Source organism: Legionella stuttgartensis (assembly GCF_977063405.2).
Genome location: NZ_CDRUHA020000059.1, coordinates 137,698 through 155,588 on the forward strand (window position 1 = coordinate 137,698; position 17,891 = coordinate 155,588).

Genomic DNA, 17,891 nt, shown 5'->3' on the forward strand with positions numbered 1-17,891 from the left:
GACCCTCGGATTTCGCGGCGCTAGACGCAGCGATGAATCTGTCGGTTTTAGCTTAAGTTTAGCATTCAAAAACCTTGACAGACCTTAATTCTATCTTAATGAAAAAGTGTTATACTTTATAAGAACTAAAGCTCTTGAGGTACACTATGCCTTCACACAGACAAGCATTTTTTAACTTGCTCAACTCTCAACATAGGAAAGTTCAGTTCACACCTGAAAAACTTGAAGAAATTTTTCAAAAGTATCGAGATGACATCCACTTAACTCAAGATCTTTCTTTTGGCTCACACGCGTTCGAGGGGCATGCCAATAAGCGAGTCAAAGATCACAAAGGTTTTAAGCTACAAATCGGCCCAGAAGAAGGAGATACGCTTGAGAAGGCACTCAAAGGAAGTGACCCCGCGGAGAAAAATGAAGTTAGAGAGGGGCTGGATAAGGCCTTTGCTCCTGAAAAGTTTTATGCACCTGCTCAAGAAAAGTATCAAGAATCAATTGAAGCATTTAAAAAACGGGTCAGTCAAGTTCCAGGATATTCTATTGAAGTGCTTCGAGGAGAACTTGAACGAATCACCAAGGATGCCAAAGACGCAATAAAGGCCCAACAGAAAATGGAACTTCAAAAACTCAAAGATACTTTTGATGAAACGAAGAATCGTGGGTTTATGGATAAATTCACAACCGCTTTAGGTAAAGACGCTGACGAAGCAGAAAAATTAAAAACTGATTTAATAACAGAATTAGAACAATCTCATGCGCAACAACTTACTGAATTTGATAATGTTACTAAAGAAAACCTAACAACACTCGATAAAGCGTCTGCCCTTGAACAAAAACAGGTACTCTTTTCTGGACAACTGGAGAGCTGGGCCAACCAACTGAGCCCAAAGCAAAGAGATCAGATGTTGCAAGAAATGGAGATGGCAAGGGAAGAAAATCGCAAACGCCGAAATTTAACTGCGCCAGAACAGATTACAACGGCTGAAATCGATGTTGATAAAAAAACAATTTCTACCATAAATCCAGAGGACTTAAATTTCATCATTTCCTTATCAGGAGCTAAGATAAAGCACAATAAGGGGAAAGATAATGAACCAGGTACTTGGAGTGTACAAATGTCACCCCGAATACTTTCTCCTTTTTACTATTTAAGTCGCCAAGAAAATCCTAAGGTAGATATGTTAACTATGGCTCAGGCAGTACGAGCATCAGGATTTGACTCAATTACCCTAAAAATTAACTTTGATGATCCGAAAACTCAAAAACAAAGAGCCAGACAAGCCTATGAAGCAGCGCTTGAAAGTGGTTTTGCTCCAGGCCCATTACCTGGAGAAGAATCAAAAGGTGACAAAGCATTAAAAGGTATTGTACTTAAAGATGGATCGGGAAATGAAATTGATCCAAAAACGCTCTACACACCCAGTGAATTACAAATACTTCATGAACATGCGCAAGCACGACGTGAAAAACTTTCGAAGTTACTCGATAGTGCTCCTAAAACTCCTGTGCCCGAAGAAACTGCAAAAAATTTTCGCTCTGAAATAAGCAAGGGTAGAAACGAAATAAGGTTAGCAAAAGGGAAAGAAGCAATTAAAGAAGATGAAGAATTAGCACACGAACAGAACGTACAAAGTATTCTGAATACTCCTTAAAAATCAACCTGGTCTTTCAGATGGCCAAAAATGAAAGTCCAGGTATACATCTTTCCAATGTTCGCAAATGATGCTCAAAAAATTCCACTGTCCCTTCACTACAATTTCTGTTATTTTAGTAAGTTCACTACGGGTTAAGCTAAGGAGATGGCTATGAATACTCGTGAATTTGATGAAGAGGTAAACGATACAGAGGAATTTAGTGTCGATACGATCCTGGCTCCTGAAGCAAGTCCTTCAACAAAATTAGAACGAAGAAGACGAATAGAGGATTTGTTTGAAGAAAAACGCCTCCGAGAAGAACTTGCGGAATTCGGTTAGATTTTCTTAGCCCTTGTAACCTGCTTAGTCGAATGGCGAACCAGAGAGTCAGGGCTATTCTCCCGGGTTTCGCTGCGCTTCCCTCAGGGTACAATTAATCATTTATTTTAGAAAAATAGATATCAAACCGAACAGTTTTTCCCTCAACTGTAGCATTTGCAGGTAATAATGGTTTTATTTTTTGTGGCCATTTTACAACCACCTTCTGTTTCGTACGCGTTATTGCCAATTGAATTAACTCCAGTGCATCCTTATCTGCGCCGATTATTTGCTGTAATGCTTGCATTTCCTTTTTTACCAATGCGGATTTACTACGTTCTGGATGCATGGGATCAATATAAATAACGTCGGGGTAAGCGTCAGTTGTTAATGAACTTAAATAGGAATAAGCATTTCCAGACTGAAGCATCAAACGCAGTTGCTGTCTATCCGACTCCGTTTGGCGTAATAAAGCATCCGATAATAAGGATGCCATAACAGGATGACGTTCAAGCATTAATACTTCCGCACCAAAACTGGCTAAAATAGCAGCATCACGCCCCCACCCAGCAGTTGCATCAATAATTTTAAGTCCAGGAGATGGCTTGCAGGCACGGACTAACCCTTGCTTTTTTCCCTCTGATTTCCTTTTGCTCCAAAATTCAGCACTGAATTCAGCAAAAATAGGAGAAAATCCCGGCATTTTTAATGAAAGTTTATCTTCAGTGACAAAAAGGCAAGAACTGGCGTTTTTGTCTAAAACAAAATTCAATTCGTCTGCAAGCGCCGTTGCTTTGTCGTATAAGTTTTCATGCTCATAACCTACTACTGAAATATTCATCATATTTGCTAACCGTAAGAATTATTTCAATTGCATCTTGATACAACCTATCAACCATTCATCTCCCTCGCTACAAATGGAACCTAATGAAGTTACGTTTCAATGTGTACCTACGCGCAGGGTTTCAATTTAGAGATGGATTCCCGCCTACGCGGGAATGACACAATTCTAGACTAAGGACAATGGTCCAAAATCACATTCAAGATAACGGATTACCCCATCTGCAACAAGGAGATATCAGCAACTCCTTGCAATAAATCCTGCAAACGTGCTAAAAGTGCCAAACGATTAGCTTTTATTGCCTGATCCTCAACCATTACCATAACTTTATCAAAGAAAAGATCTACTGGTTCTTTAAGACTAGCCAGTAACTTCAACAAGGGGCCATAATCGGCAGAACGATATAAAGGCTCTACTGCTCGTGCAACCTGATTAATGTGTATAAATAAAAACTTCTCTGGCTCTTCTGTAAAAAGTTGTTCATTCACCGCCAATAAAGTTTTTCTTCCTGCTTGCGAAAGCAAGTTGTTCACACGTTTACACGCAGCAGAAAGAGAAGCTGCTTCAGGCAGTTTTACAAATAATTGCAAAGCACTTAATCGTTTGTCCAGATCATACAGCCAATCATCCTGACGCGCTCTAACAGCATGCACTAAATCAACACTTAATCCCTGACCTTGATAATGAGATTGTAAACGCTCGAGAATGAACGATTTCAATTCATCCGATAAATTAGGTTCAACAGATATTTGAGTTCCGTAATGAATTATGGCTTGCTCAATCAGTGTGGTTAAGTTGAGTTGTGCTGATGTTGCAATGAGTAATCGGACAACAGCTAAAGCATGACGGCGTAATTTGAATGGATCTTTTACTCCAGAAGGTTTTTGCCCTATGGCAAAAATACCAACTAAAGTATCGATTCTATCTGCTAGTGATAAAGTCAAACCCAAATCAGACTCAGGTAAGCTGTCCGCAGCGAAACGAGGCATATATTGTTCATTTAAAGCCTGAGCAACACCTTGATCTTCACCATCGTTTAGTGCGTAATAATATCCCATTAGTCCCTGCAATTCAGGAAACTCGCCGACCATTCCGGTCAGCAAATCACATTTGCTCAACTGTGCTGCTCGTTGTGCCTGATGTAAACTTAAATGTAAAGCAGGGCTTAAATAAGCCATGAGTGCTTCAATTCGTAATGCTTTATCCTTTAAACTGCCTAATTTTGCTTGGAACACAACGTGCTCGGTACCCGCTATATGCTGACTTAAAGGTAATTTTTTATCTTGCCTAAAAAAGAATGCTGCGTCGCTTAAACGCGCTCGCATCACTTTTTCATTTCCTAAAATAACTTGTTTGGGATTGGTACTAGCAATATTGGACACTGTAATAAAATGAGGTAATAACTTTCCTTGTTTATCCTTTAAAGCAAAACATTTTTGATGTGATTGCATTGATGCAATTAATGATTCAGCAGGCACTTCAAGAAATTCTTTTTCAAAATTAGCCATCAGTGCCTGAGGCCACTCAACAATTGAAGTAACTTCATCCAGCAAATCCTCAGGCATAATCGCTGTAGCCTGAATGGATGCAGCCAACTCCTCCACTTGCTTTTTAATTATTTGCTTTCTAGTAGCAAAATCAGCAAGAACAAAGGCTTCCTTCATTTGTAATTCATAGCTTTTTGCGGAGTTAATTACAACAGGTTGGGGATGATGAAAACGATGTCCCCTACTGTCGCGACCACTTTTAATTCCTAAAACACTATGTTCTATTACCTTATCCCCATAAAGCATTACTGCCCAATGCACAGGCCGAGCAAATTCCTCATCTCCTGCTCCCCAACGCATAGGTTTAGCGATGGGCAAAGCAGCCAGAGATTGATTTATTAAGACAGGCAACAAATCTTCGGTTTTATTACCCTGGCTAAGTGTTTCGAAAACAATCCAATCCCCTTTTTCTGTTTCAATCTGAGAAAGTTGTTCTACTTCAACACCACATGATTTGGCAAAACCCAGTAAGGCCTGGGTAGGTTTTCCTTCTTTGTCATACGCAGCGGCCACTGCAGGACCACGTCGGGTCACGCTTTGGCTTTTTTGTTCGTCTTGCAAATCAAAGATCACAATCGAGATACGTCGTGGTGTAGCAAAACGCTTTACTTGCCCATAACCCAATTGTGCCTTATTCAATGCAGCCAATAACTGATTAGCAAATTCATCAGCGAGAGGCCATACCGAACCAGAAGGTAACTCTTCGCAACCTAATTCAAAAATAAAATCATTGACCATCACACACCTTTTGGTTAAGCATAGGAAAGCCTAAAGCTTCGCGTGCTTGATAATAAGCTTGCGCTACGGCTCTTGATAAATGTCTTACGCGTAAGATATAACGCTGCCTTTCAGTAACGGATATTGCTTTGCGTGCATCGAGTAAGTTAAATGAGTGCGATGCTTTAATTACCATTTCATAAGCAGGAAGTGGTAATTGTAACTCAATCAACTTTTGTGCCTCACTTTCATAATAATCAAACTGTTTAAATAACTCTTCTACATTCGCATGTTCAAAATTATACGCCGACATCTCCACTTCATTTTGATGGAACACGTTACCATAAGTTATGATGCCATTCGCTGTATTACTCCAAGGTAGATCGAATAAGTTATCCACCCCCAATATATACATAGCCAAACGTTCCAACCCGTAAGTCAGCTCACCCGTTACCGGTTTACACGCTAAACCACCTGCTTGTTGGAAATAAGTAAATTGGGATACTTCCATGCCATTTTGCCAAACCTCCCAACCGAGACCCCACGCACCTAAAGTAGGCGATTCCCAATTGTCTTCAACAAAACGAATATCATCCGCCAAAGGATCCACTCCTAGGGCACGTAACGAATCCAAATATTTATCTTGTATATCTAAAGGAGAAGGCTTGAGTACCACCTGAAATTGATAATAATGCTGCACTCGATTTGGGTTATCTCCATAACGACCATCAGTAGGTCTTCGAGAAGGCTGTACATACGCAGCTGACCAAGGCTCAGGGCCTATTGCACGTAAGAACGTTGCTGGATGAAAAGTACCTGCGCCAACCTCCATATCAAAAGGTTGCAATATAACACAGCCTTGAGCAGCCCAATATTGCTGCAAAGTAAGAATAATATCCTGAAATGTAGATGGTTTTGTCATGAAAATCTCAATGTAGCCTAGGTGAAGCGAAGCAGACCCTGGAAATTTGTACCCTGCAAAACCCGGACTCCGCTTCGCTTCACCCGGGTTACTTTTGTACTTAACTGCGATGGCTTATGAATTACCTGCTGCTTTTTTGATTAACTCTTGCAACGACTCTTCACTTGCAGCGCCAGGAATAAATGAAGGTTCAGAACCCGCTTTAAACTGACCATTTGGAGTAGAAGCAACTATAAATGCAGGAGTTCCCATTAGGTGTAACTTTTCTGCTAATTCACGGTTTGCATCCAAAGCAGCTGTGACTTCTTTGCTTTGCATATCAGTCTTTAACTTCTTCATATCCAAACCTAAAGACTTAGCAGTAGCCATAACGATTTGGTCGTTTAAACGCTTATCAATGGAAATCAATGCATTGTGCATTTCTTTATATTTACCTTGCATGCCAGCAGCTAAAGCAGCTCTAGATGCCAATTCAGAGCTCTTGCCAAAAATTGGGAACTCTTTATAAATAACTCGCAAATCACTGTCTTTCTTAACCAAACTATTAATAATTGGTGACATTTTTTTGCAATGAATGCATTGGTAATCAAAAAACTCTACAATAGTCACATTCCCCTTTGGATTACCTACAACTGAAATTTTACCTTGGAACAATTGGTCTGTATTTTCTTTAATTGCAGATTGAGCTTGTTGTTGCATACTTTGCTGCTGTTTCTGTTGCAATGCTTGAGAAGCCTCTAAAAGTACTTCTGGATTAGTAACTAAATAGTCATGTATTACTTTTTCAATTTCTTTTTTTTGGGTATCAGACATAGGAGTTGTATTATTGGTATCTGCTGCCATAATTGCAGGTGATACTAAAGATGCGGCCAGCGCTCCTACTGTTAATAAATTTGTAAATTTCACACAGTTCCCCTTATTTAATAGTTTACATAATACCAACAACTTTCCAACCGGCACCCTAGCATCCGCTTGAAGAAAATTCAATAGGGCCTGTTTACAATTCTACTATCTCAAGGCCAAAGGACCTAATTTTATACGCGTTTCGGTGCTCTAAAATCAATGCCATTTGAGTGCAGCCAAGAGGACCCTAGGAATATTAGTATTACTCACATCTCAACAGCTAAATTAGCATAAGCTAAAACAAGCCATTTCACACCATGTTCATTAAACTTTACCTGAACACGAGTATGCGCCCCACTACCCTCAACTGCTAATACTATGCCTTGACCAAATTTTGCATGGGTTACACTTTGTCCTAAAGACAACCCTGAGGTTTCTGGCACCACGGAAGGTTTATTTCGCGTAATAACTGGTGCTTGAAATTTCGCCTTGACACGAATCTCATCAAGTAATTCCTGGGGTAACTCCCTTAAAAATCGTGAAGGCCGATGATACTCTTCTCGACCATATTGTCGTCGTATTTCAGCATACGACAAAACCAGTTTGCGCATAGCACGCGTCATCCCCACATAACATAACCGACGCTCTTCCTCCAAACGTCCAGGCTCCTCCAAAGACTGTTTTCCAGGAAACACACCTTCTTCCATTCCTACTAAAAATACCATGGGAAACTCAAGGCCTTTAGCAGCGTGTAAAGTCATCAAATGAACATAACGCTCGTGCTCTTCTGCCTGCATTTCTCCGGCCTCTAAAGAGGCATGTGCTAGGAATGCATTCACTAGAGGAATTTCTTCTTCGTCTTCTTGTTCATAACGAAATTGTTTTGCCGCATTGATTAATTCTTGTAAGTTATCAAGACGAGACTCCGATTTATCGCCTTTGATTTTGCTGAAATGAGCATATAATCCACTCTGCTGAATAACTATAGATAACTGCTCGTCTAACTCCATTGCTGCGGTATTTTGCTGCAATTGTTCGATTAGTTCGATGAATTTCGCCAGAGAAGAACCTGCCCGTTGAGCCATTTCACCTGATTGCAATAAGGTTTTGGCCGCGTGCCATAAAGAACTTTGCTCCGATTTGGCATAATGACGCAGATCATCAAGCGTTTTTTCACCAATACCTCGAGTTGGAAAATTAACGATACGCTCAAAAGCATTATCATCATCAGGATTCACTAATAAACGCAAATAAGCTAAAGCATCTTTTACTTCTGCGCGATCAAAGAAGCGTAATCCACCATAAATACGATAAGCAATTCCAGCACGTAATAATGCTTCCTCTAAAACCCTTGATTGAGCATTCGAACGATATAAAATAGCAATTTCATCAGCACTTACGCCTTGATTTATTTCCATCATAATTCGTTCACAAACAAAGCGTGCTTCTTCCAGCTCATTAAAAGCACTGTAGACTATAATTTTTTCTCCAGTTGCACCATCCGTCCACAAGTCTTTCCCCATTCGTGAGTTATTATGGGTAATTAAAGCATTGGCAGCATCAAGTATTGTAGCTGTGGAACGATAATTTTGTTCCAAACGAATAATCTGTGTGTTTTTAAAGTCTTGAGAAAACTGCTGAATATTTTCTACTTTAGCGCCACGCCAACCATAAATTGATTGATCATCATCGCCAACCGCCAAGACAGCAGCATGTTCCCCAGCAAGAAGACGTACCCATGCATATTGAATTGTATTGGTATCTTGGAACTCATCCACCAATATCGCTTGAAAACGTTGACGGTAGTGATTAAGAATTTCTGGGTTATCGCGTAACAATTCATGAGTCCGCAATAACAATTCCGCAAAATCAATTACTCCTGCAGTCTGGCAGGCTTGTTCATATGCATTATAAATATTGAGTAATGTTTTACCAGGCCCATAAGGCAAAGTATGGACGTGCTGGGGTCGTAGCCCTTCATCTTTGCGTCCATTAATGAAAGTCTGAGCCTGTTTCACTGGCCATTGTTCTGAGTCAAGATTTAATGAAGCAATCACTCGTTTGATCAAGCGTGCTTGATCTTCAGAGTCTAAAATATGGAATAGTTCAGGCAAATGTGCTTCTTGATAATGACGACGAAGCAAGCGATGACACAACCCATGAAAAGTTCCTACCCATAATCCCAATACAGGGGTACTCAACATATTATTTAAGCGCGTTCTCATTTCGCCAGCTGCTTTATTGGTAAACGTTACGGCTAAAATTCCATGTGGTGAAATATGCTTCTCCTCAATAAGCCATGCAATACGACTAACCAAAACCTTTGTCTTCCCACTCCCTGCCCCAGCAAGGACCAGCGTATTACCCAGCGGAGAAGTAACTGCTTCGCGTTGTCGCTCATTCAGTCCTTTAAGAATTGCAGCAAGAGTCATAAATAAATTCCAGGAAAAAATCGATGGTGTATTCTATTAATAGATCCCACTATCCCGCAAGGAAAAGAAAATAGAAGCTATACTAATTATAATTATAATCTTGTTTTTTTACGCCAACATGAATACGTATTGCTTTCAAACGCTTCCCGGCGCAAAATAGCGCAATATGGCAAAACAAAACTTCCCAAAGGACTAAAATGCACTCACTCTATCCGTCAATTAAACCTTATGCGCAACATGAATTAAAAGTCAGTGCACTACATACGCTTTATATTGAAGAAACAGGCAATCCTGATGGATTGCCCGTTATTGTATTACATCCAGGCCCCGGTGCTTCTTCTGGAGATGGTTATCATAGACGGTTTTTTGATCCACAACATTATCGAATCGTACTGTTTGATCAACGTGGCTGTGGGCGTTCTACTCCTCATCTGGAAGTTCGTGAAAATACGACCAATTTGTTATTAGATGACATCGATGCCATTAGAGACTTCTTAGGGTTATCCGAATTTGTATTGTCTGGAGGTGGCTGGGGCTCTTTACTTGCCTTACTCTATGCCCAAAAATTTCCACAACAAATTAAGGCACTACAACTGCATCAAGTTTTTTTGGGAAGACAGCATGATTTTGATTGGTTTTATAAGCGCGGTGCCAACCTAGTTTATCCTGATTACTGGCAAGAGTTTATTAGTACTGTCCCTGAAAACATGCTGGACAAAATCCCTCAATATTATGCCAATTGTTTACAAGGTCCTAATGAACTGGCACGAATGAGTGCGGCAAAGTCATGGGCATTATGGGAGGCTCGTTGTAGTAGCTTACATCCTCATTTATATGTCATTGATCAATTTAGCGATCCTCATTTTGCCCTCGCTCTTGCGACATTAGAATCCCATTACATCAACAATCATTTTTTCATTGAAGAAAATCAGGTAATGGACAATGTTCATAAAATTAGACATATCCCAACATACATTGTACACGGCCGCTTTGATTTAATTTCTCCTCTGGCAGGAGCCTTTGAACTGCATCAAGCAATCCCGGCATCCAATTTAAGAATAGTTCGCGATGCAGGGCATTCGGATAGAGAGTCAGGCATTATTGACGCCCTAATTTATGCGAGTAAAGAAATTTCCAAACAAGGGCTTGATGCATGCTGATAGTCATTCAAAGAGTAACACACGCTCGTGTAGATATTGATGGTGAAACCGTTGGAAGAATAGATCAAGGACTTCTGATACTCTGTGGTTTTGAACCTGATGATACAGAACACAATATCAATAAAATGTTAGATAAATGCCTTAATTATCGTATTTTTGATGACAATCAAGGCAAAATGAATTTGAGCCTTAAAGATGTTCAAGGTGGTTTATTATTAGTTCCACAATTTACATTAATGGCCGAAACCCAAAAAGGATTGCGCCCCAGTTTTTCCAATGCAGCACCACCAGAGCTTGGACGATTGCTTTTTGATAATCTCTTGACGCGCGCTGCGCAGTTATTTCCCCATACACAGAGCGGATGTTTTGGTGCCAACATGCAAGTGCACTTATGTAATGATGGACCTGTGACTTTTTTGTTAAAGTTCTAGAATCTATTGACCACTTATCTCAAGTCTTCTACGTCCCGCGCTTTATGCGCGGGATCTAAACCACCTTGTTCAATAAATTATTTATCGTTCTAATCAAGATCGAAACTAGTCCATCTATATTGTGGTCTTACTTTATATTCGCTTCCACTGTGCTAACCCAGGCCACAAAAATATATCTTAATCAAAACGTCAACGACTGCACGAGTCACTATGATTGTTTGCAAGTACATCAAACTCGTGTAACATCGTTTACTAAGTCAAATAATTAAAAAAATCATGCGATTAATTTCAATAGTCATTAGTTTTACCGGTGCTCTCGCTTTAACTGGATGTGCTTGCAAGGGAACTAACCCCGCCGATCCTTTTGAACCTTTTAACCGCAAAGTATATAAGTTTAATTCTGCCTTAGACAATGCAATTTTGAGGCCCACCGCAAAGGCATATCGGGCCGTTTTACCGGCTCCTGTTCGAAAAAGTATAAATAACTTTTACAACAACTTGGATCTTATTCCATCCGTAGGAAATGATCTTCTGCAGGCTGAGGGAAAATGGGCAATTCGAGACTCTTGGCGCTTCATTATAAACTCTTCTTTAGGTGTGGGTGGTTTATTTGACGTAGCTAAAACCTTTGGCTTACCCCCTCATTCAAATGATTTGGGTCTTACTTTAGCGAAATGGGGCGATAAAAACTCCCCATTCCTAATGCTACCCCTATTGGGTCCAAGTACTCTTCGAGACGGAGCAGGATGGTTATTCCAATTTGCGCTATACAGCCCCTATGTTTACATTAATGAAGATGCAGTAGTCTACAGTTTATTAGCGCTCCGTACTGTGGATTTACGCTCACAACTGCTCGATACTGATCAAATAATGGATGAAGCTTTGGATAAATATGCCTTTATGAGAGATGCGTATTTACAATATCGTAACCATTTAATTACAGGTACTCATCCAGATACAGGTTCTCTGTATGTTGATGATAAAAAAGCAGATCAGGAAGCAGCAGCAGAAACTGGTAGTGATTATGTAGATGAATAATGTAGTTCTGTAATACTTTGTAGCCTGGGTGAAGAATGGCGAAACCCAGGTTTCTGTATTTGAATAAATTTCTTAGCCCCGAATTTTGCTAGGCTTCATCCTGGTTACTTTTATAGAGTTTAATTATTAGGCAAGACATATCTTCTCAAGGCTTCGTAAAAAATCACCAGCGATATCAAGTTTTGTTTCTGCTTCTATTTCTCGTAAACAGGTTGGGCTTGTAACATTAATTTCTGTTAAATAATCACCAATCACATCAATACCAACAAAATACAAACCCTTGGCTTTAAGCGTAGGCCCCACTTGTTCACATATCCACCTGTCTCTAGTTGTAATAGGTACTACCTCTCCTCGTGCACCTGCAGCTAAGTTACCGCGCAAATCTCCTTGTGCAGGAATACGTGCCAATGCATAAGGAACAGGTTCGCCATTGATTAATAAAATGCGTTTATCGCCAGAGTGCTTTATTTCAGGAATATATCGTTGAGCAATAATCGTTTGTGTTTGATTTTTAGTTAGGACTTCTAAAATAACTGCTAAATTATTTCCTTGCTCCTCAACATGGAATACAGAATTACCTCCCATTCCTTCCAATGGTTTAAAAATAACTTGTTTGTGCTCCTCCCAAAATGATTTCAACCGTTTCATATTTCGTGAAACAAGTGTGGTTGGACAGCACTGAGGAAAATTTAAAGTAAAAAACTTCTCATTTGCATCACGTAAGCTTTGGGGGTTGTTGGCTACAAGAACTCCTTCGCGTTCAGCCAGTTCCAGATAATAGGTCGTATAAATATATTCTGTATTAAAAGGAGGATCTTTGCGCATCAAAATGATATCAAATTCACCTAAAGGCGTTTCATATGAATCATTAATCGTTACCCAATCTTTGCTACTCACATCCCCGATACTTAAATCATAAACGTATGCAAAAGCCCGTCCTTCCTTACAAAATAAATCTTCTTGAGTAAAAACAACACAAGACCAACCCATTTCTTGAGCTTTCTTGATCATAGCTAGAGAGGTGTCTTTATAAGGCTTTAATTGATTTAGAGGATCCAACAACACAGCAAGTTTCATCATTCACCTCCAATCGCTGCAATTTCCCTTGCTGCAGCAAGTGCTGCTAAGCGGGCAATAACCCCATACACATAAAAGCGATTCGATTCATCCACCTCAGTTAAATCATCGCAAGGCATATTACACGCTTGGGCAAAAGCTAAAGGTTCAAAATGCATTCCCGGTGCATTCAGATTTTCATCAATACCACGTTCTTGATGAACTCGGTAAAATCCACCCACCACAAATTGGCCAATCATATAGACTACAGGTTCAGCAACAGAACCGTTTGGCATGGTTTCAAAAGTATATACACCCTCTTGAATAATAACTCTATCCACTTTGCGACCACCTTTACTGGTCGACATTCGAGTACGTTGTTTTCTATTTAATTTACGTACCTCTTCTGCCTCATGCACCATCATAACACTCATGCCATAAGTACCATTATCTGCTTTAATTACAACAAATGGTTTCTCTTTTATTCCGTAAGTTGCATATTTATCATTCATTAAAGTGAGAATTTTATCTACTTCGATGGCTAACCTGTCTACCCCTTCCTGAGCCATGAAATCCAGTCCTTCTAGAGCACTAAAATAAGGATTGATTAACCAGGAATCCATCCCTACCAATTCGGAAAACTCCATCGCGACCTCGTCATAAAAATTAAAATGACTAGATTTCAACCGCGAAGACCAACCTAATTGTGCTGTAGGTCTTATCTTTTGTTTTATTCCTTGTAAAATTTCAGGGATCCCCTGAGACAAATCATTATTCAACATAAGAAAACATGGATTAAAGTTAGCCAGGCCAACACGATCGCCCTCGCGCTGTATAGGCTCTAAGAGTAGCGATTCACCCCCATCAAGAATCATTTCAGTGGGTTCTTTAATCTCTGGGTCCAAACTACCAATACGAACTACAAAGCCCGCTTTGATAAAAATTGTTCTTAATACATTAAGACTTTTTAAATAAAACATATTGCGTGTATGACTTTCTGGAACCAATAAGATGCGTGTGCAATCTGGGATATAATCAACTAAAACAGACTGTGTTGCCTGAATACACAGGGGTAAGAATTCGGGATTCAAATTGTTAAACCCCGCTGGAAATAGATTAGTATCTACCGGCGCCAGTTTGAATCCTGCATGGCGTAGGTCAACCGATGAAGTTAAAGGAGGAGGAGTTTCTTTCCATTGATGTCTAAACCACGCTTCAATTGCTGCTATCTGATTTAAAACAATTTTTTCAACATGAAACAATGGTCCAGAATGAGCGGTGGTTAAATGAGGGACGGGGATTTCATGTGCATTCATGCTTTCTCTCTTTCTATTTTTTTCGATGATGTTACCGGGGTTATCACAGAAATAAAAGATCTTATTGATTTTCTGTTATTATATTGCAAGTTCGATTTTTATGCCTGACATAATCCGTTAATTTCATGATATTACTAAAAAATGATTTTGTTTGGTTTAAAAGTCCAACTAACATTGATTCACAACTAAAGGAACCTTATTCATGATCAATGAGCTAATACAACAATTTTCCACTCAAATACAAACCTTTTTATATATTATGATGATCATTAATGGTATTTTACATTTAATTTTTGCTGGTGCTGTAGCCCACGATGCGGGCAATATGAATCAAACCGGACAAAAACCAGTCTTGGTTTCTGCTGCTACCTGGGCATTTGCTACATTAATAGGCGGTGTGTTCACAGCAACGATTTATTGGTTACTCCACCACTCCACCTTTACAAGACCGACAATAAGAGAGATTCGTTATGACCAACCCTAATATTAAAACAATTGATGTACATCAACTAAAAACAAGGATGGATCATGATCCCAATCTTTGTTTAATTGATGTTAGGGAATTGGCAGAATGGCAAGAATTCCATATTGCCAGAGCGATCCATATCCCTAAAGATCGCATTACATCCTCTTTTGCAGTTCAATTCCCCAATAAAAATCAACCCATCTATTTACACTGCAAAGGTGGAGTCCGATCTTTATTTGCTGCTCAATCCTTAATGGATTTAGGATATCAAGAAGTTTATTCAGTTGATGGTGGTATTATCGATTGGGCTATGTCAGGTTACCCCATAGAACAACAGAAGGAACTATCAGAGCCGCTGTAATTTCTAAATCCTATTCACAACATGATGCAGCAAAGGAGTTCCTACGATTTTTGACCGGGTCCTACTTCGCTGCACTGATTACTGTTTATAAACAATGCCTATTAAAGGCTGTTATTGGTAAAAAGAGTATAGACAATCGGCTCCATAGTATCTTGGTTGTTAGGAGACTCTGGTGCAGGAGGAATCGCTTTGTCTGAAAAGAGTCTTGCACGATTTTTTATATCAGATTCTTTTAGCAACTGTTGTTCCCTAGTCAGATCAATCTCTTTTGTTCTGAAATTCGCTACTTTTTTAAGTAAATCTTGCAGCACATCTTCTACCTTATAATCCCTGATTTTTGTTTTTGAAAAAGCCTGTTGACTCGGGCTTAGATAACCTTTTCTGGGATCAGAGTCTACATATACATGTGAATGCATAAAATTACTCAAAGCATCATACATATCAAGCAAATCTTTAGAATCCGGAAAATTGTCCAAAGTAAGATTGAGTGAAGTAGTTAATGCATTAAATAAAGTACTGTTTTCGGGAGATAAAAAATATGGAGTTACAGTTCCTTGATAACTTTTAAAAATTTGATCACGAATATAGTATGCCGCGGCATTAAGTACAATTTTTTTGTCTTCATCGTCATTGTCGGATTGTTCAAGACAGTTTAGGATTGCATTTAAATATTTACACTGAATCGCTCGTTCAGGATGACTAATGGAAAGAATCTTTAATGACTTTGGAATGTTTTTTTCATCCAACTTATGGCTTTTTAATTCAGTTGCAATACTCTCCGTAATGTATTTTGCTAATTTATCATATTTGACATACTGAAAACCCATTTCTGTTCTCCTTAAACTCCATGAATCGGGATTAGTAAAATTTACTCCAAGGCGAAGTTTAAACTAATTCAGAAAGCCAGTCATGCATTTTCCTTTTACTCCTTAATTAATTTTTAATCTTTAAAAGTCAATAACATAGAGCAAACGATTTCGAGCATATACTCATGAAAAAAACTCTTTTCACCGCCTTATCCTCTAAGGCAAACAGGAGCTTAAAAAAGTGAAATGTACCTTTTTGATTGCTTTTTTCCGCCCTGTTGATTAATTTACCTCTTTTAGTCCGCATCAGGAGAAGTTATGAAAAAATACCTCTGCGCCATTTTTCTTTTTCTAAATTGTCTCAACACCTATGCACAAATCAATCAACCCAAATTGGTTGTTCAACTGGTAATCGATCAATTACGTGGTGATTTAATTGTTCAACATCAGCAACAATTTGGTAATGGAGGATTTAATTATTTGCTAAGTCATGCCATAGATTATCATAATACGCATCACCCACATGCTAATACTACTACTTGTGCAGGACATGCTACTGTTTCAACAGGAAGTTTTCCATCCTTACACGGCATTGTTAATAATGAATGGTATGACCGAAAATCACAGCAGATGATCTATTGCATGGAGGATTTAAAAACTAATATACTGAGCACACCTCATACGCGTATTGTTATTCCAGGGCGCTCTCCGAAAAACTTGTATGCCTCAACGTCAAGCGATGAAGTCATACTCTCCCATAAAGGACGTGCCTTTGGTGTCTCTTTAAAAGATCGTTCAGCGATAGCCCTCGCTGGTCATGCGGGCAAGGCGTTTTGGTTTGATACAACTAATGGTGGTTTTATTACCAGTACTTACTACTATTCCCAATACCCTCACTGGGTTAAAAATTGGAATAAAAATTATCTTCCTAAAGATTACGATTGGCATCTGAGTCGTGCTAAAACTGAATATCAAAATGCTAATTCTCCTATTTTCCATCATGAGGATGAACTTTTTGGTCAAACCTTTCCACATCATATAACTCAATCCCCAAGTCCTGAATACTTTAAATCTCTGTCCCGATCCCCTAAGGCAGACCAATTAACCGCAGATTTTGCAGAGCAACTTTTAACTGAAGAACGATTAGGACAATCATCTGGAAAAACGGATTATTTAGGAATTAGCTTCTCTGCTGTCGATGCAATCGGTCACCAATTTGGCCCCAATAGCCTTGAATCAGAAGATAATTTATTAGAATTAGATAAAACTTTGGCGCATCTTTTTGCTGTTATTGACAAACAAGTAGGCCTCAACAATACACTCATAGTGCTTACTGCAGATCATGGTGTAAATGATGGTCCAACTTATCTAAAAGCACATCATATGCATGAAATTCATCCCATTGATATACCAAAAATGGAGCACTACATTCATAACGTATTAAAAAAACAATATGCGCTTCCAGAAGAAACACTCATGTCGATTACCCCGCCTTATATCTATCTTAATCATAAGGTAATAAATCAGCATAAAATTAAACTAAATGAAGTGAAACGTTATCTTGCACGCGCTTTAACGCTGCAACCTGGAGTTTTCAAAGCCTATGCATTACCAATTACAGATATTGAAAACGATTGGCTTAGCGCTAAAGTTAATAAAATGTATTTCCCAGATCGGTCCGGAGATCTTTACCTCATTCAACCTCCAAATCAATCCTATGGTACTAAAGGTAACGATCGTGTTGCTCATGGTAGTCCTTGGCAATATGACAGTTATGTTCCATTACTGTTTGTTCATCCTGATTTTAAAGCGCAACGCATATTTCGTCCGACTTACACCACGGACATTGCAGCTACTTTATCCGCAATACTTATGATAAAAAATCCATCTGGAACTGTCGGAAATCCCTTGCTGGAAGTGGTGTCTGCTTTTAATTAAACAGATAGCCCTGGGTTCTGCAGCGCACCCAGGGTTATCTTTTATCAGCTAAACTTATATTATAGAAT

At 39.2% G+C, this 17,891-nt stretch carries 16 protein-coding genes; 8 read left to right on the forward strand and 8 right to left on the reverse strand.

Annotated elements, in window-relative coordinates:
- Positions 1-146: 146 nt before the first annotated feature.
- Both ACWTEW_RS18810 and ACWTEW_RS18815 read left to right on the forward strand, forming a co-directional pair.
- Entirely contained in the window at positions 147-1,649 is a 1,503-nt protein-coding gene (locus tag ACWTEW_RS18810) for a hypothetical protein (RefSeq protein WP_454783183.1), read from the forward strand.
- Between the two features lie 153 nt (positions 1,650-1,802).
- The gene (locus tag ACWTEW_RS18815) at positions 1,803-1,970 is read left to right on the forward strand and encodes a PA3496 family putative envelope integrity protein (RefSeq protein WP_454783184.1); all 168 of its coding nucleotides are present in this window, start codon (positions 1,803-1,805) and stop codon (positions 1,968-1,970) included.
- Between the two features lie 94 nt (positions 1,971-2,064).
- Here ACWTEW_RS18815 and ACWTEW_RS18820 read toward each other — a convergent pair whose 3' ends face one another.
- The 5 genes from ACWTEW_RS18820 to uvrD all read right to left on the reverse strand — a co-directional run bounded on the left by ACWTEW_RS18820 (position 2,065) and on the right by uvrD (position 9,251).
- Entirely contained in the window at positions 2,065-2,793 is a 729-nt protein-coding gene (locus ACWTEW_RS18820; protein WP_454783185.1) for a class I SAM-dependent methyltransferase, read from the reverse strand.
- Between the two features lie 209 nt (positions 2,794-3,002).
- Positions 3,003-5,075 (reverse strand): glycine--tRNA ligase subunit beta, encoded by a 2,073-nt coding sequence (glyS, locus tag ACWTEW_RS18825; RefSeq protein ID WP_454783186.1) that lies wholly within the window; start codon positions 5,073-5,075, stop codon positions 3,003-3,005.
- Positions 5,065-5,976, reverse strand: coding sequence for a glycine--tRNA ligase subunit alpha (glyQ, locus tag ACWTEW_RS18830; RefSeq protein ID WP_454783187.1), 912 nt, complete (start codon positions 5,974-5,976; stop codon positions 5,065-5,067). The genes glyS and glyQ overlap by 11 nt, the downstream gene beginning before the upstream one ends.
- A gap of 114 nt (positions 5,977-6,090) precedes the next feature.
- Positions 6,091-6,882, reverse strand: coding sequence for a DsbA family protein (locus tag ACWTEW_RS18835; protein ID WP_454783188.1), 792 nt, complete (start codon positions 6,880-6,882; stop codon positions 6,091-6,093).
- Between the two features lie 203 nt (positions 6,883-7,085).
- Entirely contained in the window at positions 7,086-9,251 is a 2,166-nt protein-coding gene (uvrD, locus tag ACWTEW_RS18840) for a DNA helicase II (protein ID WP_454783189.1), read from the reverse strand.
- A gap of 197 nt (positions 9,252-9,448) precedes the next feature.
- Between uvrD and pip the strand changes: the two genes are divergently transcribed.
- The 3 genes from pip to ACWTEW_RS18855 all read left to right on the forward strand — a co-directional run bounded on the left by pip (position 9,449) and on the right by ACWTEW_RS18855 (position 11,880).
- Complete coding sequence (pip, locus tag ACWTEW_RS18845) at positions 9,449-10,411, forward strand: prolyl aminopeptidase (RefSeq protein ID WP_454783190.1); 963 nt, start codon at positions 9,449-9,451, stop codon at positions 10,409-10,411.
- Positions 10,405-10,842, forward strand: coding sequence for a D-aminoacyl-tRNA deacylase (gene dtd / locus ACWTEW_RS18850; protein WP_454783191.1), 438 nt, complete (start codon positions 10,405-10,407; stop codon positions 10,840-10,842). The genes pip and dtd overlap by 7 nt, the downstream gene beginning before the upstream one ends.
- Before the next feature lie 276 nt (positions 10,843-11,118).
- Entirely contained in the window at positions 11,119-11,880 is a 762-nt protein-coding gene (locus tag ACWTEW_RS18855; protein ID WP_454783192.1) for an MlaA family lipoprotein, read from the forward strand.
- 126 nt (positions 11,881-12,006) lie between these two features.
- On the opposite strand, the gene gshB is transcribed toward ACWTEW_RS18855, so the two are convergent.
- Both gshB and gshA read right to left on the reverse strand, forming a co-directional pair.
- Entirely contained in the window at positions 12,007-12,957 is a 951-nt protein-coding gene (gene gshB / locus ACWTEW_RS18860; protein WP_454783284.1) for a glutathione synthase, read from the reverse strand.
- Positions 12,957-14,252: a glutamate--cysteine ligase gene (gene gshA / locus ACWTEW_RS18865; protein WP_454783193.1), complete on the reverse strand. Its 1,296-nt coding sequence runs from the start codon at positions 14,250-14,252 to the stop codon at positions 12,957-12,959. The genes gshB and gshA overlap by 1 nt, the downstream gene beginning before the upstream one ends.
- Before the next feature lie 202 nt (positions 14,253-14,454).
- Here gshA and ACWTEW_RS18870 point away from each other — a divergent pair, with 202 nt between their 5' ends.
- The gene (locus ACWTEW_RS18870) at positions 14,455-14,736 is read left to right on the forward strand and encodes a hypothetical protein (RefSeq protein ID WP_454783194.1); all 282 of its coding nucleotides are present in this window, start codon (positions 14,455-14,457) and stop codon (positions 14,734-14,736) included.
- Positions 14,723-15,079 (forward strand): rhodanese-like domain-containing protein, encoded by a 357-nt coding sequence (locus ACWTEW_RS18875; RefSeq protein WP_454783195.1) that lies wholly within the window; start codon positions 14,723-14,725, stop codon positions 15,077-15,079. Before ACWTEW_RS18870 ends, ACWTEW_RS18875 begins: the two co-directional genes overlap by 14 nt.
- 101 nt (positions 15,080-15,180) lie before the next feature.
- Here ACWTEW_RS18875 and ACWTEW_RS18880 read toward each other — a convergent pair whose 3' ends face one another.
- Positions 15,181-15,906 carry a hypothetical protein gene (locus ACWTEW_RS18880; RefSeq protein ID WP_454783196.1) on the reverse strand — a complete coding sequence of 242 codons (726 nt, stop codon included), beginning with the start codon at positions 15,904-15,906 and terminating at the stop codon, positions 15,181-15,183.
- Positions 15,907-16,203: 297 nt separating this feature from the next.
- On the opposite strand from ACWTEW_RS18880, the gene ACWTEW_RS18885 reads away from it, so the two are divergent.
- Positions 16,204-17,823, forward strand: coding sequence for an alkaline phosphatase family protein (locus ACWTEW_RS18885; RefSeq protein ID WP_454783197.1), 1,620 nt, complete (start codon positions 16,204-16,206; stop codon positions 17,821-17,823).
- The last annotated feature ends 68 nt before the right edge of the window (positions 17,824-17,891 follow it).

Excerpts from the sequence above, each read along its gene's own strand:
- ACWTEW_RS18810 (WP_454783183.1), top strand. The coding sequence starts at position 147 with ATGCCTTCACACAGACAAGCATTTTTTAACTTGCTCAACTCTCAACAT.
- ACWTEW_RS18815 (WP_454783184.1), top strand. The coding sequence starts at position 1,803 with ATGAATACTCGTGAATTTGATGAAGAGGTAAACGATACAGAGGAATTT.
- ACWTEW_RS18820 (WP_454783185.1), bottom strand. The coding sequence starts at position 2,793 with ATGATGAATATTTCAGTAGTAGGTTATGAGCATGAAAACTTATACGAC.
- glyS (WP_454783186.1), bottom strand. The coding sequence starts at position 5,075 with ATGGTCAATGATTTTATTTTTGAATTAGGTTGCGAAGAGTTACCTTCT.
- glyQ (WP_454783187.1), bottom strand. The coding sequence starts at position 5,976 with ATGACAAAACCATCTACATTTCAGGATATTATTCTTACTTTGCAGCAA.
- uvrD (WP_454783189.1), bottom strand. The coding sequence starts at position 9,251 with ATGACTCTTGCTGCAATTCTTAAAGGACTGAATGAGCGACAACGCGAA.
- pip (WP_454783190.1), top strand. The coding sequence starts at position 9,449 with ATGCACTCACTCTATCCGTCAATTAAACCTTATGCGCAACATGAATTA.
- dtd (WP_454783191.1), top strand. The coding sequence starts at position 10,405 with ATGCTGATAGTCATTCAAAGAGTAACACACGCTCGTGTAGATATTGAT.
- ACWTEW_RS18855 (WP_454783192.1), top strand. The coding sequence starts at position 11,119 with ATGCGATTAATTTCAATAGTCATTAGTTTTACCGGTGCTCTCGCTTTA.
- gshB (WP_454783284.1), bottom strand. The coding sequence starts at position 12,957 with ATGAAACTTGCTGTGTTGTTGGATCCTCTAAATCAATTAAAGCCTTAT.
- gshA (WP_454783193.1), bottom strand. The coding sequence starts at position 14,252 with ATGAATGCACATGAAATCCCCGTCCCTCATTTAACCACCGCTCATTCT.
- ACWTEW_RS18870 (WP_454783194.1), top strand. The coding sequence starts at position 14,455 with ATGATCAATGAGCTAATACAACAATTTTCCACTCAAATACAAACCTTT.
- ACWTEW_RS18875 (WP_454783195.1), top strand. The coding sequence starts at position 14,723 with ATGACCAACCCTAATATTAAAACAATTGATGTACATCAACTAAAAACA.
- ACWTEW_RS18880 (WP_454783196.1), bottom strand. The coding sequence starts at position 15,906 with ATGGGTTTTCAGTATGTCAAATATGATAAATTAGCAAAATACATTACG.
- ACWTEW_RS18885 (WP_454783197.1), top strand. The coding sequence starts at position 16,204 with ATGAAAAAATACCTCTGCGCCATTTTTCTTTTTCTAAATTGTCTCAAC.